The following is a 14,738-nucleotide window of genomic DNA, read 5'->3' on the forward strand; positions in this document are numbered from 1 at the left end:
TCGCTCACCCATCATGAGACCGTCTCCGCTCGCCTCAAGCAGAGTGAATCACGCCATCAACCATCGATCAAGCAGGGTTTTTCAACAGAATCGGGTGGTTAGCGGACTTTCCGTTTTGGCTCTTTCCCTGCTGGTTTCCAGAGCAATGCCACGAACATTGTCATCATGGCCACGGCAGCACCGCTGAGCCAAAGCAGGTGTTCTGGCGTGTCTAATCGAAGCGAGGCGAACATTAGCATGCCGCTCAAGACCGACAGCATGCCAGACAATCTATGCCGATAGGTCGTCAAGAACGGTGAGGTGAAGGCCAAATTAAACCAAAGGAAAGATGGCGCAAGAAAGGCGATCCATTCCAAGTCAATATACTCCGATCAGTGAAGAGCGTAGCACCTCGACCACGGTCCGCAAGCGGGCGAAAGCGGTCGTCGCCATTTTATGGGCTCACGACCGAAGATCGGGAAGTAACCTTCAACCAAGCTTGCGGACGTGCTCCCACACCTTGGAAATCACCACTGACCCTTCGCCCACGGCCGAGGCCACGCGCTTCACCGATCCGGCGCGCACATCGCCCACGGCAAAGATGCCGGGGCAGGAGGTGGCATAGGGGGAGGCGTCCTGTCCGCACTGCGCGCCCGTCAGCACAAAGCCATTGGCATCAAGGTCCACCAGCCCGGCAAGCCAGCCGGTGTTGGGAGCCGCCCCCACCATCACGAACAGCGCGCGCGAGTCGATGTCGGTCGTCCTGCCGGTGCTGCGGTCTATGAGCGACACGCCCTCAAGCCGCTCTCCCCCCCGCAGCGCGCCGACTTCGCTGGTATAATGAATGGTGATCGCCGGATCGGCCTCGAGCCGGCTCAGCAGATAGTCGGACATGCTTGCCGCCAGCGATGGCCCGCGCACGACCACGTGCACACAGGCCGCCGAACGGCAGAGATACATCGCCGCCTGGCCCGCACTGTTGCCGCCGCCGATGATCACCGCCTGCGTCCCCCGGCAGCGCCGCGCCTCGATCTCAGTGGCAGCATAATAGACACCCAGCCCCTCGAAATCCTCCAGCCGGTCGATCGGCAGCCGCCGATATTGCACCCCCGTCGCCACCACCACCGCACAGGCTGAAACCTTCTGGCCATTGTCGAAGGTGGCGCAAAAGCTGCCGTCCTCCTGTCGCAGCAGCGATGCCACACGGTGGGGCATCGAAAAGCGCGTGCCGAACTTCATCGCCTGGATTTCGCCGCGCCACACCAGGTCCGCACCCGAAATGCCGGTGGGAAAGCCCATGTAATTCTCGATCCGGCTCGATGTGCCCGCCTGGCCGCCGATGGCGATATCCTCGACCACCAGCGCCCGCAGCCCTTCCGCACCGGCATAGACCGCGGCGGCCACGCCCGCCGGCCCGCCACCGACAATCAGCACGTCCACCCGCTCCTGCGCGTCGAAATCGAGGTTCAGCCCGAGCAGCCGCGCCACGGCATGGGGGGAGGGGTCCGTCACCACCATGTCGCGCCCGAAAATCACCGCCGGCGCATGCGCATCGATGTTGCACGAAATCGCCGTGGCATGGGCTTCCGGGCTGCCGGGCTCGAGGCTGCGATAGGGAATGCGGTTGCGGCTGGCGAAGGCCGCCACCCGCGCCACCGCCGGGCTGATGTCCTCGCCGATCAGCCGCAGGCTGCCATCCCCGGCTTCGAGCTGCCGGCGGCGACGTGCCGCGAACACCCCGATGATGATGTCCGACATCTCCGGAATTTGCGCCATCAGCGTCAGCATCGCCGTCCGCTCGACTTCGATGACCCGGCAATCGACCGCGGCGCGCATCGGCAGCGTCCAGGCGCCACCACTCAGGAACGCGATTTCGCCCATATATTGCCCCGGCCCCAGCGTGCTCGGCAGCGCCCGCTCGCCGGTAAAGGCATCGACGACTTCGATCTCGCCTTCTTCCAGATAGACAAAGCGGTCCATCGCCTCGCCCTGCCGCGCGATCACCGTGCCCTGTGGGTAAAGCCGGCTCTGTCCGGCGCTGCGCAGCGCCTCGATATGGGAAGCTGCCAGCGGTGTCCGCTGCATCTGGCGAAGGTCGAAGCCGATGGTTTCCATCGCGTCAGATTATGGCATATCCTGATACCGCTGCCAGCCCCGCTTTCGCCAGCTCAGGCACCGATCTTGCGCGCTTGTGCCAGCGCCAGGTCGGCCAGGTTTTCCACACCCTCGGCCATCTTCCGCGCATGCGCCGAGGTGGCCGTCCCGCGCACCACGCGGCCGCGGATGCCGTGCACGATCCCCGCCAACCGGAACAGATTATAGGCGACATAGAAATCGAGATTGTCGATTCCGGCCCGCCCGGTGCGCGCGCAATAGGCCGCCACATATTCGGCCTCCGTCGGCACCCCCAGCGCATCGAGGTCGCGCCCGAGCAGCCCGGTCGTCGTCTCGGGCGGCATCCGGTAGATCATCAGATGATAGGCGAAATCGGCGAGCGGATGGCCCAGCGTGGAAAGCTCCCAGTCGAGCACCGCCAGCACTTTCGGCTCGGTCTTGTGGAAGATCATGTTGTCACAGCGATAATCGCCGTGCACCACGCTCACCTCCTCGCCCGGCGGAATATTCGCCGGCAGCCATTCGACCAGCCGGTCCATCGCCGCCACCCGGCCCGCATCGGCGTCCTCCATATATTGCCGGCTCCAGCGCCCGATCTGGCGGCTGAAATAATTGCCCGGCTTGCCATAGTCGGCGAGCCCGGCCTTCTCGACATCGATCATGTGGAGCTGCGCCAGCGTCGCGTTCATCGCGTCGAAATAGGCCGCCCGCTGCTCGCGCGGCACATCGGGAAAGCTCGTATCCCAGAAGATGCGCCCGTCGACACAGTCCATCACATAGAACCAGGTGCCGATCACGCTCTCGTCGGTGCAAAGCCCGAACGTCCGCGCCACCGGAAAACCTTGCGCATGAAGTGCTGTGATCACCCGATATTCGCGGTCCACGGCATGCGCCGAGGCGAGCAGCTGCCCCGGCGGCTTGCGGCGCAGAACATAATTCTGTCCCGGCGTCAGCAGCTTGTAGGTGGGGTTGGACTGGCCGCCCTTGAACTGCTCCACCGTCAGCGGCCCGGCAAAACCTTCCACATTGGCCGTCATCCAGCCATGCAACCGGGCAAGGTCGATCTCCTGTCCCGCGCGCACTGCAGAGGTGCCGGAAAATTGCGTCTGGCGGTCAACGGTCTCGGTCATGCCGCAACCCTAGAGCGCAGATCCCGCGCTGTCGCCTATGCTATTTGCCGATATCGGTGCGGAAGAAGCCGCCCGGCCAGTCGATCTTCGCCACTGCGGCATAGGCGCGCTCGCGCGCGGTGTTGGCGTCGCCGCCCTTGGCGCTTACGGCCAGCACCCGGCCGCCGGTGGCGATCAGAGTGCCATCGGCGCCCAGCCGCGTGCCGGCATGGAACACCACCGCCCCGGTTGCTTCCGCCGCCTCCACGCCCTCGATCGGTGTGCCGGTGCGCGGCGCCTCGGGATAGCCCTTGCTCGCCAGCACCACCGTTACCGCCGTATCGGCAGACCAGCGCGCCGGCACCTCGGCCAGCCGCCCTTGCGCGCACGCCAGCAGCAGCTCGCCCAGGTCGCAATCGAGCCGCAGCATCATCGCCTGCGTTTCAGGATCGCCGAAGCGGACATTGTATTCGATGAGCATCGGCCCGGCGCGCGTCAGCATCAGCCCGGCATAAAGCATCCCCTCGAACGGCGTGCCCGCCTCGCGCATCGCCGCCAGCGTCGGCTCGATGATCGCCTTCACCGCCCGGTCGCGCAGCGCATCGGGCAGGTCAGGGGCAGGGGTGATCGCGCCCATGCCGCCGGTATTGCCGCCCTCGTCGCCATCGAACGCCCGCTTGTGGTCGCGCGCCGTGGCCCAAACCTGCATCGATTTGCCATCGGAAAGCACGAACAGGCTCGCCTCGGTGCCCTCCATGAACTGCTCGACAACCACCGGCCCCTGGATCAGCGCCAGCGCCGCCAGCCCCTCCTCGTTCGAATCGGCAACGGTCACCCCCTTGCCCATCGCCAGCCCATCGGCCTTCACGACCACCGGAAGCGGATGCACCGCCACATAATGATGCGCCTCGGTCGCCGACGCGAACCGCCGATACGCCGCCGTCGGTATCCCGGCGCGCGTGCACAGATCCTTGGTGAAGCCCTTCGAGCCCTCCAGCCGCGCTGCCGCCTGGCTCGGCCCCACCACCGGAATTCCGGCGGCGCGCAGCGCATCGGAAACGCCGTGCACCAGCGGCCCCTCAGGCCCGATCACCACCAGCCCGAAGCCGCCCTCACGCGCGAACGCCACCACATCGGCCGGCTCCTCGATCGCCAGCTCCTCGGCACGCTCGGCCACCTGTCCGATCCCTGCATTGCCCGGCGCACACACGAGGCGCCGCACCCGCGCACTCTGCTTCAGCTTCCAGCACAGCGCATGCTCGCGCCCACCACTGCCCAACACCAGAACATCAAGATCACCAGCCATGCCCGACCCTACCGCGCCGTGTTGCAACACGAAAGGGTGCAAAGCCCCCGCCCCGGCATACCCGGGCCTTTTTCTTGCGCGCAAACTCCCCTATTCAGACGCAAATGGAGAACACCCCCGAATATTCGGTCAGCGAGCTTGCCGGCGCCCTCAAGCGCACCGTGGAGACGACCTTCGGCCTCGTCCGCGTCCGCGGCGAGCTCTCGGGCTTCAAGCGCGTCGGCTCCGGCCATTGCTACGGCGCCCTCAAGGATGCCGATGCGCTGGTCGATCTCGTCATGTTCCGCGGTGCCGCCGCCACGCTGAGTTTCCGCCCCGAAGACGGGCTGGAAGTCATCGTCACCGGCAAGCTCACCACCTATCCCGGCCGCTCCAAATACCAGATCATCGTCGATCGCATGGCCCCCGCCGGCGTCGGCGCGCTGCTCGCGCAGATCGAGGCCCGCCGCGTGAAGCTGGCGGCCGAAGGGCTTTTCGATCCAGCGCGCAAGCGCCCGCTCCCCCACATCCCGCGCGTCATCGGCATCATCACCTCGCCCACCGGTGCGGTCATCCGCGATATCCTCCACCGCCTTGCCGATCGCTTCCCCCGCCACGTCCTCGTCTGGCCCGTCGCCGTGCAGGGTGAAGCCGCCGCGTCCCAGGTCGCCGCCGCCATCCGCGGCTTCAACGCGCTCGCCCCCGGCGGTCTCATTCCCCGCCCCGATCTCATCATCGTCGCCCGCGGCGGCGGCTCGATCGAAGATCTCGGCGCGTTCAACGAAGAGATCGTCGTCCGCGCCGCAGCCGCCAGCGCCATCCCGCTCATCAGCGCCGTCGGCCACGAAACCGACACCACCCTCATCGATTACGCCTCCGATTGGCGCGCCCCCACCCCCACCGCTGCCGCCGAGCGCGCCGTCCCCGTCCGCGCCGATCTCGTCGCCCAGGTCGCCACCCTCGCCGCCCGGCTGGAGCAGGCCATGGCACGCGGCCTCGCCCAGCGCAGCGAACGCGCCCGCGCCATCGCCGCACGCCTCCCCGTCCCCCGCCGCCTCATGGAACTCCCCGCCCAGCGCCTCGACGATCTCGCCGGCCGCCTGCCGCGCGGCCTCGCCATCGCCCGCAGCCGCGCCGCCGCCCGCCTCGCCACCAGTGCCGGCGCGCTCCGCCCCGCCCTGCTCGCCAGCCGCACCCGCCGCAGCGCCGACGCGCTCGCCCGCACCAATCTCCGGCCCCGCCTCCTCACCGCGCGCGCCGAAACCGCCGCCCAGCGTCTCGCCGCCGCCGGCCGCCTCCTCGTTTCGCTCGGCCCCGAGTCGGTCCTGTCGCGCGGCTATGCGCTGGTCCTCGACAACAACGGCCAGCTCATCGGCCGGGTCGCCGCTGCCCGCAGCCAGCCCGCCCTCACCCTCCGCTTCGCCGACGGGGACCTGCCCGTACAACCCGCCTCATCACAACCAAGGCTCCTGTAGATGCTCTTCTCCTCCGGCCGCCTCGCCAAACTCAAATATCTCTCCGGCTCCTACGAAGTCGTCACCCGCGGTGATCATGTCGTCTGCGCCGTCACCGGCCAGCCCATCCCGCTCGACCGGCTCCGCTACTGGAGTTCCGAGCTGCAGGAGGCCTATCTGAGCGCCGACATCGCCTCCAACCGCTACGCCGCCGTCCGCGCCGAAGGCCGCATCTAGGTGACCCGCACGCTCTTCGCGCTCAACCCCGGCCTCGATCGCCCCGCCATCGCCGCCGCACTCCGCGCCCACGGTCGCGTCCAGGTCCGCCAGTTCCTCCACCCCGATGCCGCCGAATCGATCCACGAGGTCCTCTCGCGCGGCACCGATTGGGGCCTCGCCTGGGCCGCGACCGGCAAGAGCGGCGCCCACATCCGCGGCCCGGAGCTCCGCGCCATGACGCCCGACGCCCGCGCCCGCTTCGGCCTCGAAGCCGGCCAGTCGGCATCGAAGGGCGATTTCGGCTTTCTCTACGCGCAATATCCCATGGTCGAAGCCTATGTGCAGGGCTGGAACCCCGGCCACCCGCTCGATCTGCTCCTCGAGCACCTCAACGCCGAACCCATGCTCGGCTTCGCCCGCGACGTGTCCGGCATCGCCGAAATCATCAAGGCCGATGCCCAGGCCACCCTCTATGCCCCCGGCCATTTCCTCACCGTCCACGACGATACCGTCGTCGAGGAGGGCCGCCGCCTCGCCTATGTCCTCAGCCTCGCCAGGGATTGGCGGCCCGATTGGGGCGGCCACCTCAACTTCATCGATGACGATGGGGACACGATCGAAGGCTTCATCCCCCGCTTCAACGCGCTCAACCTGTTCACCGTGCCGATGCGCCACAATGTCGGCGCTGTGCCCCCCTTCGCCCCCGTCGGCCGCTTCAGCATCACCGGCTGGTTCCGCGACAAGTGAGTCCCCTTGCCTTCCATCCCGGCCTCGATGTCGAGGCCGCCGCACGCATGTTCGCCGCCACCGGCCATGTCCGGCTGCGCCCCGTCCTCACCGAAGCCGCCGCCCAGTCGCTCCACCTCGAAGCCCGTGGCCGGCATGATTGGAAGCAGGTTCTCAACAGCGGCAGCAAGGTCTTCGAACTCGATCGCCCCACCCGCGCATCGATGACCCCCGAGCAGGTGGCCGCCCTCGATACCGCCGTCATCGCCGGGGCCCGCGCCGGCTTCCAGTATCGCTACGAGACGCTGCGCCTCCCCGATGGCAACGCGCCCTCACCCGCCACCGACAGCCTGCTCGCCCGCCTGCCGCACTGGCTCAGCGCCCCCGAACAGCGCGCCATCCTGCAAACCATCACCGGCCACCCCGATATCGCCTTCGCCGATGGCCAGGCCACCGCCTATTCGCCGGGAGATTTCCTCACCGGCCATGATGATGCTGTCGCCGGCAAAAACCGCCGCGCGGCGTATGTCCTCGGCCTCACCCCCGTCTGGCGCGTCGAATGGGGCGGCCTGCTGCTCTTCCACGATGGTGCAGCGTTGCGCGGTGTGTCACCCGAATACAACAGTCTCGACCTGTTCGCCGTGCCCCAGCTCCACAGCGTCAGCCAGGTCACCGCCGCCGCCGCCTATCGCCGCTATGCCATCACCGGGTGGTTGCGCGCCGGAGGCGGCTGAGAGCAAGCACAGCTTGCGATCAGACTCGCCACATGCACGGCCGGGCGGGCAGCGCGTGCCCTGGCGCCCCCAAACCGCTTCGACGACAAGGACGCTGCTTTGCCGCGGCCCACTATCATCAGCCTGGCTTCAGCCCCTCAATTCACCCGCCGCACGCGCACCGCCACCTGCCCGTCCACATTGCCGAAATAGCTCCCTCCGGCGGCCTTGCGAATGGCGATCGCCATCCCCGGCTTCGGCTCGCGCACGATCATCCGCGCGTCGGTCTGCGTCCAGCGGCTGCCATCCTCCAACGAAAACCGCCAGTTGCGGTCCGGTCCCTTGCGCGCTTCGGTGATCTTCGCCTCGATCGCGTCCACCCGCACCTTCTCGTCATCGTCGCGCCCGAACAGGCTCAGGCTCGGCAGCGTCAGCCCGAAAAGCCCGCGCCGCGCCTCCTTCACCGCCTCGCGGTCCGCCACCACCACATTGCGTTCGCGCACCGCCACATCGAAGGCCGCCGCCTCGCGGTCGAAGCACGCCAGCCGCGCCGCAGCCTCGGTCAGGCTGCGGCATTGCAGCAGGCCGCGGATCGCCCGCGGCGGCGCTTCGGTGCTGCTTTCGGTGGCAGTCTGCTGGCCGGCCTGCACCGGCGCCGCCGCCAGCACGCCCAGCAGCACAAGGCTCGAAAGGCTCCACAAGCTCTTCGAATGACGCATGACTCAGTCCTTTTTCAACAGTCTTGCAACGCCAATACACTGTGGCATTTCGGTTACAACTCCGATTTAAAGCCACGCTGTGCTCTTTCAGTTGCTTTACAGCAGCCATGGCTTTCCTGCATTCCGCATTCACGCTGGAGAAAGGTAGCTGTCAGGGCTGCTGAAGATCCGGGGGAAACCTTGCCAGGCGATGTCCTATCGCCTCTTCAGATTGGGGAACAATAGTGACCAGGACCAACATCCTCGCGCAGACCGGCCGGGCTTCGCTCGCGCTCGCGCTCATCATGTCCGCCGCTCCGGCGTTCTCGCAGACCACCACTGCCGGCGGCGCCGCCGCCGACGACGAGGCCATCGTCGTCACCGGCTCGCGCATCGCGCGCCGTGATCTCGAGTCCGCTGCGCCCTTCGCCGTCATCGGCCAGGAAGAATTCCGCCTCACCGGCACCATCAACGTGGAAAATGTCATCAACGCCCTCCCGCAGGTCGTTCCCGGCATCACCGCCTTCTCCAACAACCCCGGCGGCGGCGTCGCCACCCTCAACCTGCGCGGCCTCGGCGCGGCGCGCACCATGGTGCTCGTCAACGGCCGCCGCTGGATGTTCTACTCGACCAACCAGGTCGTCGATCTGAACACCATCCCGACCTTCCTCATCGAATCGACCGACGTCGTCACTGGCGGCGCCTCGGCCGTTTACGGTTCGGATGCCATCTCGGGCGTCGTCAACTTCCGCCTCAAGAACGTCGAAGGCTTCGAGGGCAACGTCACCAACGCGATCACCGAAGCCGGTGACGGCAACCGTTTCGATGCCAACCTGGCCTTCGGTGGTTCGTTCGGCGATGGCCGCGGCAAGGCGACCGTGTTCGCCAGCTTCTCGCGCCGCAACGCCATCTTCGCCGGTGACCGTGCCTTCTCGGAGACCGCGCTCGCCGACAGCAACCCCCCGGGCGGCTTCGTGTCGGGCGGTTCCGGCGCCACCCCGCAGGGCGGTATCACCGTGCCCGGCACCAACGTCTTCCGCGATCCGAGCTTCCCCGCGCTTCCGACCGGCACGACCTGCACCACAGTGCCGACCCCGGCCGGTTGCAACGTCCTGCCGCTCGGCGTCGGCTCGTTCGGCACTGCCCTCGGTGGCACATTCCCCAATGCTGCGGGCTCGTCGCGCCCCTTCACCGCGGCCGACCTCTACAACTACGCGCCGGTCAACTATCTGATGGTGCCGCAGGAGCGTTATCTGTTCGGTGGCTATGCCGAATATGAGATCACCCCCGGCGTGACCGCCTACACCGAGCTGTCCTACGTCAACAACCGCGTCAAGGCGCAGCTCGCCGCCACCCCCGTCACCGGCACCTTCAACATTCGCCTCGCCACCGTGGCGCCGTTCCTCTCCGCGCAGGACAATGCCCTGCTCGCGCAGATCGACGCCAACGAGACGGCGATCAATGCGCGCCGTCAGGAAATCAACGCCGCCAACGCCGCGGCCGGCAGCACCGCAACCCCGCTGCCGCTCCTCTATGGCCCGACCGGCATTGCCAACGGTGCTGGCGTCATCTCGACCACGCTGCAGCGCCGCGTGACCGACATCAACGCGCGTATCAACAACGATGATTCGCAGTCCTTCCGCACCCTGTTCGGTCTGCGTGGCGACATCGGCGAGACCGGCCTCAACTACGACGCCTATTACAGCTACTCGCGCAACCGCAACTCCAACATCCAGCTCGGCAACGTCTCGCGCAGCGCCTTCCAGCGCGGCCTCGACGGTTCCGGCACCGCCATCGACATCTTCGGTGAAAACACCCTCACCCCCGCGATGGCCTCCGCGATCAGCATCACCGCGCAGAACACCACCATTTCCACCCTCGAAGTGGCTTCGGGCTCGGTTTCGGGCACGCTGTTCAACCTCGGCTTCGGTGGTGATGACATCGGCTTCGCCGTCGGCACCGAATGGCGCCGCATGGGTTCGGAGTTCATCCCCGATACGGCCCTGTCCTCGGGTGACGTCATCGGCTTCAACGCCACCAACCCCACCTCGGGCCAGTACAGCGTCAAGGAAGTCTTCGGCGAAGTTCGTCTGCCCATCGCGGCCGATCGTCCCTTCTTCTACAACCTCGAGCTGACCGGCGCCGGCCGTTACTCCGACTATTCGCTGCCGACCGTCGGTGGCGTCTGGACCTTCGCAGTCGGCGGCCAGTGGGCACCGATCCAGGACCTGATGTTCCGCGGCCAGTTCTCGCGCGCCATCCGGGCTCCCAACGTCGGTGAGCTCTTCGGCGGCGGCGGCATCGGCTTCCCTGCAGCAACCGATCCCTGCTCCACCCCGGCGGCTGCGGCTGCTGGTGCGCTCCGCAACACCTGCATCGCCACGGGCGCTCCGGCCGGCAACCTCGGCCTCGGCATCCCGTCGCAGCTGCAGCTCAACCAGCAGATCCAGAACCAGACCGGTGGCAACCCCAACCTGAACGCGGAAGAAGCCGACACCTACACCTTCGGTGCAGTGATCCGTCCCAGCTTCGTGCCGCGCTTCTCGGTCACCGTCGACTATTTCAACGTCAAGATCGGCAATGCCATCGCCACTGCCGGTGGTGGTGCCGCCAACATCCTCAACCTCTGCTACAACGTGTTCCAGGATGCCAACAACGGCTTCTGCCAGCTGGTTAGCCGCAATCCCTCGACCGGTGCACTCGATGGCAGCACCAACCCCGATGGTTCGCGCAACGTCGTGTTCGCCGGTGTGGCCAACCTGTCGTCGCTCAACACCTCGGGCATCGATCTCGGCGTCAACTATGACTTCCCGCTCAGCTTCGGCCTGGTGGGTGCGGAATCGAACATCGCCTTCTCGTTCCTCGGGACCTGGACCGAAACCAACAGCTTCACCCCGGTCATCGGACGTCCTGAGCTCGTGGAATGCGCCGGCCGCTTCGGCACCCGTTGCACCCCGCAGAGCAAGTGGAAGCACAACGCTCGCCTGAGCTGGAACGATGGTGGCCTCACCACCTCGCTGCGCTGGCGCTACCTCGGCCCGGTGGTCGAAGACAACGACACCCTGCTGCGGACTGTCGAGCGGATCGGTGCCTACAACCTGTTCGATCTGTCCTTCTCCTACCAGATGACCGACAACGTCGGCTTCAACCTCGGCGTCAACAACCTGCTCAACCGCCAGCCGCCGATCGTCGGCACCGGCCAGGAGCAGTCGAACACCTTCCCGGGTGTGTATGACGTGCTAGGTCGCGACTTCTTCATCTCGGCCAACTTCCGCTTCTAAGCGAAAGCGCCAAAGGAAAAGGGCGGTCAGCGCAAGCTGGCCGCCCTCTTCTTTTGTCCGCCGTTCAGCCCTTGCTGCCGGCAATGTCCCAGGCAAACGGCGCCCCATCCGGCCCCGCAATCACCGCCGCCTCGGCCGTCACCCCGGCCGCCGCCAGCCAGCCCAGCCGCTCCGCCAGAGCCTCGGCATCGAGCGCTGCCGCATCCATCGCCGCCAGCCGCGCCATCTCGCCCCGCGCCTGCCGCTCGATCGCTGCCACCAGCACCCCCCGATCCGGCCGGCCCAGCGCCTGCCCGATCGCCGCCGGCAGTTCCATCACGATCGATTGCTGGGCATGCGCCTGCCGCGCTGCCAGCACCGCCGCGCCCCGCACCGGGTCGTCGGCACCCCCCGCCGCCATCTCCCGCGCCAGCCCGAACATGCCTGCGGCATCCATCGCCACCATCGCCGCCAACCGCGCCCGGTTGTGCACCAGCGCCGCACTCAAAGCATGATGGCACACCAGCCGCAACACGCCGCCGCCGCGCAAAATCCGCGCCGCCTCCCGCCAGGCCGCGGCCGCGCAATATTCCAGCCCGAATTGTGCCGTCACCGCTCCGAAATGCGCTTGAGCAAACGGCAGCGCCTCCGCCGGCACCCCTCCCTGCACCCGAAATGCCCCTTCGGTGTCCCGAACCTGCGCCGAATCCACCCCCGTCAGGTCCAGGTCACTCCGCACCCGCGCCATCACCCGCAGCACCGCGCCATTGCCTGTCGCAATATCGAGCACCCGCGCCCCCGCCGGCAATCCGGCGGCAAATGCTGTCCAGCCCCCCTCGATCCGCCCCGCCAGCACCGCCGGCATCCCCGGCAGGCACGCCTGGCCATCCGCCTGTGCCCAATAAAGGCTCCAGGCCCCCTCACTCATGCGCGAGCATCGAAAGCGATCGTCATTCGCTCGCCGGACGCGAACGGCCGGGTGCCATGGAACATCGTCGAAGGGAACAGCGCCAGCTGCCCCGGCCTCGGCTCGATCAGGTGCAGCGGTGGCAATCCCAGCCCAAGTTCGGGCGGCGGCGCCCCCACCTCGAGCCACCCCTCGGTCCCGCGCGCCTCGGGCACCACCACATAAAAGGCCGAGCTCAGCACGCCTTCCGGATGCACATGCGCCACATGAAAGCCGCCATCCGCCAGCCGCACCGACCAGCTCCCTGAAAACTCCAGCGGCGCATCCCGAAACCGAAGCAGGGGATGCCGCGCATCCACCCCCGGCATACCCCTTTGATGCCCCTCGATGCCCCTGCGAATACCCTTTTCGACCTCTTTCAGGATCGGAATGTCCCTTCCGAACAGCCGCGTCCGCGTCTGCGTCCCCCCGCGCAGCGATTGCCCCACCGGATGCGCCCGGCTTCGGTGCAGCCCCCGCAGCACCTCCGCCAGCGCTGCCAGATCGATTTCGATCGCCTGCGTCCCCACCAGCCCCGGCTGCAGCGCCAGCCATTCATGCCGTGGACCATCCAACATCCGCCAGGCAATAGCCAAATAAGCCCAATGGTTTACAGCCCCAAGGTCGGCCAGCGCCAGCGGCTCCAGCAGCGCCGCCGCCGCCATCGGATCGCGCTTGCGCAGCAGATGCCGGGCATGCGCAGGCGCCAGCGCCGGATCATCCCCGACCCGCCCAAAAGCCGCATCCGCCCGCTGCAAGTCCCCCACTTCGCTCGCCAGCATCGCCTCGAAACGATCCGCCTCCGGACTTCGTCCTGCACGCGCAACCCATTGATCCAGCGTTATAATCGCATCGGCATACCGCTCCGCCCGCATCAGGCACGCCACATGCCCCGATGCCAATGGCGCATCATCCGGCATCTTCGTCCTCGCCCTCCGATACCCCGCATCGAAGTCCGCCAATTCCCCCGCTTCCGAGCGCATCCGCGCTAGCGCATCCTGCCCCGCCAACCAGCCGGGATGCGCCTCCACCGCTGCCGCCAGCAGCGGCAGCCCGCTATCTTCTCCCATCGCTTCAAGGGCTTCCGCCAATCCCAGCATCACCTCGGGGTCCGTCGGCGACACCGAAAATGCCTTGCGATAAAGCCGGAGCGCCAAGGCATCGTCCCCCGCCTGCGCCGACACCCGCGCCCGACCCTGCAACGCCTTGGCGTCCTCGGGCCGCTGCGCCAGCACCGCATCGAAGTCCGCCGCCGCCGCATCGAGCTGCCCCAGCGCGAGCATTGCCGCCCCCCCCGTCAACCGCAGCCCGGGATCGTCAGGGGACACCCGCCGCAGAGCATCGATATCCGGCAGTGCTTCGGCTGCGCGTCCTTGCTGCACCAGCAGCCCGGCCCTGTTGAGCCGGGCTGCATGAAGCGCCGGATTTGCCGCCAGTGCAGCCGTGTAATGCGCCAGTGCTCCCTCGGAATCACCGACATTTTTCAGCAGGTTGGCGAAATTATTGTTGATCTGCGCATCCCGCGGCGCAGCATTCAATGCCCGTCGAAACGCCGCCTCTGCCGCCTGCCGCTGCCCCAGTCGCGCTTCCGAAAGCGCCAGCAAATGGAGCACTGCCACATGCTCGCCCACCATCGGCAGCAGCTGCAGCAAGTCGGCGCGAGCAGCCGCATGGGCGCCGGCGCGAAACTGCGCTTCAGCCCGCGAAAACAAGGCGTTCACATCGGCCACGCCGCTTTCTACAGGCTCCGCTGCAGATAGGCCACATCAAGTGACTTGCCGAACTTGGTCCCCACATCCCGAAGCCGACCCACATCCTTGAAGCCCGCCCGGCGGTGCAGTGCCTGGCTGGCAATATTGCCTTCGGCATCACCCACCACGGCGATCATCTGCCTGAACCCCGCCTCGCGTGCTGCAGCGATCAGCGCTTGCAGAAGCATCAGCCCCAACCCGCGACCGCGCGCCGAGGCCGCCATGTATATGCTGTTCTCGCAGGTGACGGCATATGCGGGTCGGTCCCGAAACTGGCTGGCATAGGCGTAGCCCAGGATCTGCTCGTCGAGTTCCATCACCAGCCATGGCCAACCGCGCGCCTGCACACGCGCGAGCCGTGCTGCCATCTCGATATCGTCGGGAGGCTCGGTCTCGAAACTTGCTGTGCCATGAAGCACTTCAGGCGCGTAGATGGCGGAAATCGATTCCACATCCTCGCGCCGGGCGGGGCGAATGCGCATT

13 protein-coding genes are annotated in these 14,738 nt (G+C 67.1%); 5 read left to right on the plus strand and 8 right to left on the minus strand.

The window, feature by feature from the left end; all coding sequences use genetic code 11:
• Nucleotides 1-98 precede the first annotated feature (98 nt).
• The 4 genes from FHS79_RS14000 to purD all read right to left on the minus strand — a co-directional run bounded on the left by FHS79_RS14000 (nucleotide 99) and on the right by purD (nucleotide 4,509).
• Nucleotides 99-356 (minus strand): hypothetical protein, encoded by a 258-nt coding sequence (locus FHS79_RS14000; RefSeq protein WP_184201362.1) that lies wholly within the window; start codon nucleotides 354-356, stop codon nucleotides 99-101.
• A gap of 112 nt (nucleotides 357-468) precedes the next feature.
• Nucleotides 469-2,094 carry an FAD-dependent oxidoreductase gene (locus tag FHS79_RS14005; RefSeq protein WP_184201365.1) on the minus strand — a complete coding sequence of 542 codons (1,626 nt, stop codon included), beginning with the start codon at nucleotides 2,092-2,094 and terminating at the stop codon, nucleotides 469-471.
• A 53-nt stretch (nucleotides 2,095-2,147) separates the two neighbouring features.
• A complete protein-coding gene (locus tag FHS79_RS14010; protein ID WP_184201368.1) occupies nucleotides 2,148-3,224 on the minus strand; it encodes a phosphotransferase family protein in 1,077 nt (358 codons plus the stop codon).
• Nucleotides 3,225-3,264: 40 nt separating this feature from the next.
• Complete coding sequence (gene purD / locus FHS79_RS14015; RefSeq protein ID WP_184201371.1) at nucleotides 3,265-4,509, minus strand: phosphoribosylamine--glycine ligase; 1,245 nt, start codon at nucleotides 4,507-4,509, stop codon at nucleotides 3,265-3,267.
• 104 nt (nucleotides 4,510-4,613) lie between these two features.
• Here purD and xseA point away from each other — a divergent pair, with 104 nt between their 5' ends.
• Genes xseA through FHS79_RS14035 form a run of 4 tightly spaced genes read left to right on the plus strand, consistent with a single transcriptional unit; the run spans nucleotide 4,614 to nucleotide 7,621 of the window.
• On the plus strand, nucleotides 4,614-5,963 hold the full coding sequence (gene xseA / locus FHS79_RS14020; protein WP_184201374.1) for an exodeoxyribonuclease VII large subunit: 1,350 nt from the start codon (nucleotides 4,614-4,616) through the stop codon (nucleotides 5,961-5,963).
• Nucleotides 5,964-6,179: a DUF2093 domain-containing protein gene (locus FHS79_RS14025; RefSeq protein WP_184201377.1), complete on the plus strand. Its 216-nt coding sequence runs from the start codon at nucleotides 5,964-5,966 to the stop codon at nucleotides 6,177-6,179.
• Nucleotides 6,180-6,908, plus strand: coding sequence for a 2OG-Fe(II) oxygenase family protein (locus FHS79_RS19355; RefSeq protein WP_184201380.1), 729 nt, complete (start codon nucleotides 6,180-6,182; stop codon nucleotides 6,906-6,908).
• Nucleotides 6,905-7,621 carry a 2OG-Fe(II) oxygenase gene (locus FHS79_RS14035; protein WP_341534464.1) on the plus strand — a complete coding sequence of 239 codons (717 nt, stop codon included), beginning with the start codon at nucleotides 6,905-6,907 and terminating at the stop codon, nucleotides 7,619-7,621. The genes FHS79_RS19355 and FHS79_RS14035 overlap by 4 nt, the downstream gene beginning before the upstream one ends.
• Before the next feature lie 137 nt (nucleotides 7,622-7,758).
• On the opposite strand, the gene FHS79_RS14040 is transcribed toward FHS79_RS14035, so the two are convergent.
• Nucleotides 7,759-8,319 carry a hypothetical protein gene (locus FHS79_RS14040; protein ID WP_184201383.1) on the minus strand — a complete coding sequence of 187 codons (561 nt, stop codon included), beginning with the start codon at nucleotides 8,317-8,319 and terminating at the stop codon, nucleotides 7,759-7,761.
• A gap of 224 nt (nucleotides 8,320-8,543) precedes the next feature.
• Here FHS79_RS14040 and FHS79_RS14045 point away from each other — a divergent pair, with 224 nt between their 5' ends.
• The gene (locus FHS79_RS14045; RefSeq protein ID WP_184201385.1) at nucleotides 8,544-11,579 is read left to right on the plus strand and encodes a TonB-dependent receptor domain-containing protein; all 3,036 of its coding nucleotides are present in this window, start codon (nucleotides 8,544-8,546) and stop codon (nucleotides 11,577-11,579) included.
• Between the two features lie 64 nt (nucleotides 11,580-11,643).
• Here FHS79_RS14045 and FHS79_RS14050 read toward each other — a convergent pair whose 3' ends face one another.
• The 3 genes from FHS79_RS14050 to FHS79_RS14060 are packed head-to-tail and all read right to left on the minus strand — an operon-like array spanning nucleotide 11,644 to nucleotide 14,737.
• The gene (locus FHS79_RS14050; RefSeq protein ID WP_184201388.1) at nucleotides 11,644-12,486 is read right to left on the minus strand and encodes a methyltransferase domain-containing protein; all 843 of its coding nucleotides are present in this window, start codon (nucleotides 12,484-12,486) and stop codon (nucleotides 11,644-11,646) included.
• On the minus strand, nucleotides 12,483-14,234 hold the full coding sequence (locus FHS79_RS14055; protein WP_184201391.1) for a putative 2OG-Fe(II) oxygenase: 1,752 nt from the start codon (nucleotides 14,232-14,234) through the stop codon (nucleotides 12,483-12,485). Before FHS79_RS14055 ends, FHS79_RS14050 begins: the two co-directional genes overlap by 4 nt.
• Before the next feature lie 8 nt (nucleotides 14,235-14,242).
• On the minus strand, nucleotides 14,243-14,737 hold the full coding sequence (locus tag FHS79_RS14060) for a GNAT family N-acetyltransferase (RefSeq protein WP_184201394.1): 495 nt from the start codon (nucleotides 14,735-14,737) through the stop codon (nucleotides 14,243-14,245).
• Between the last annotated feature and the right edge of the window lies 1 nt (nucleotide 14,738).

The organism is Polymorphobacter multimanifer (assembly GCF_014205635.1).
GTDB lineage: Bacteria > Pseudomonadota > Alphaproteobacteria > Sphingomonadales > Sphingomonadaceae > Sandarakinorhabdus > Sandarakinorhabdus multimanifer.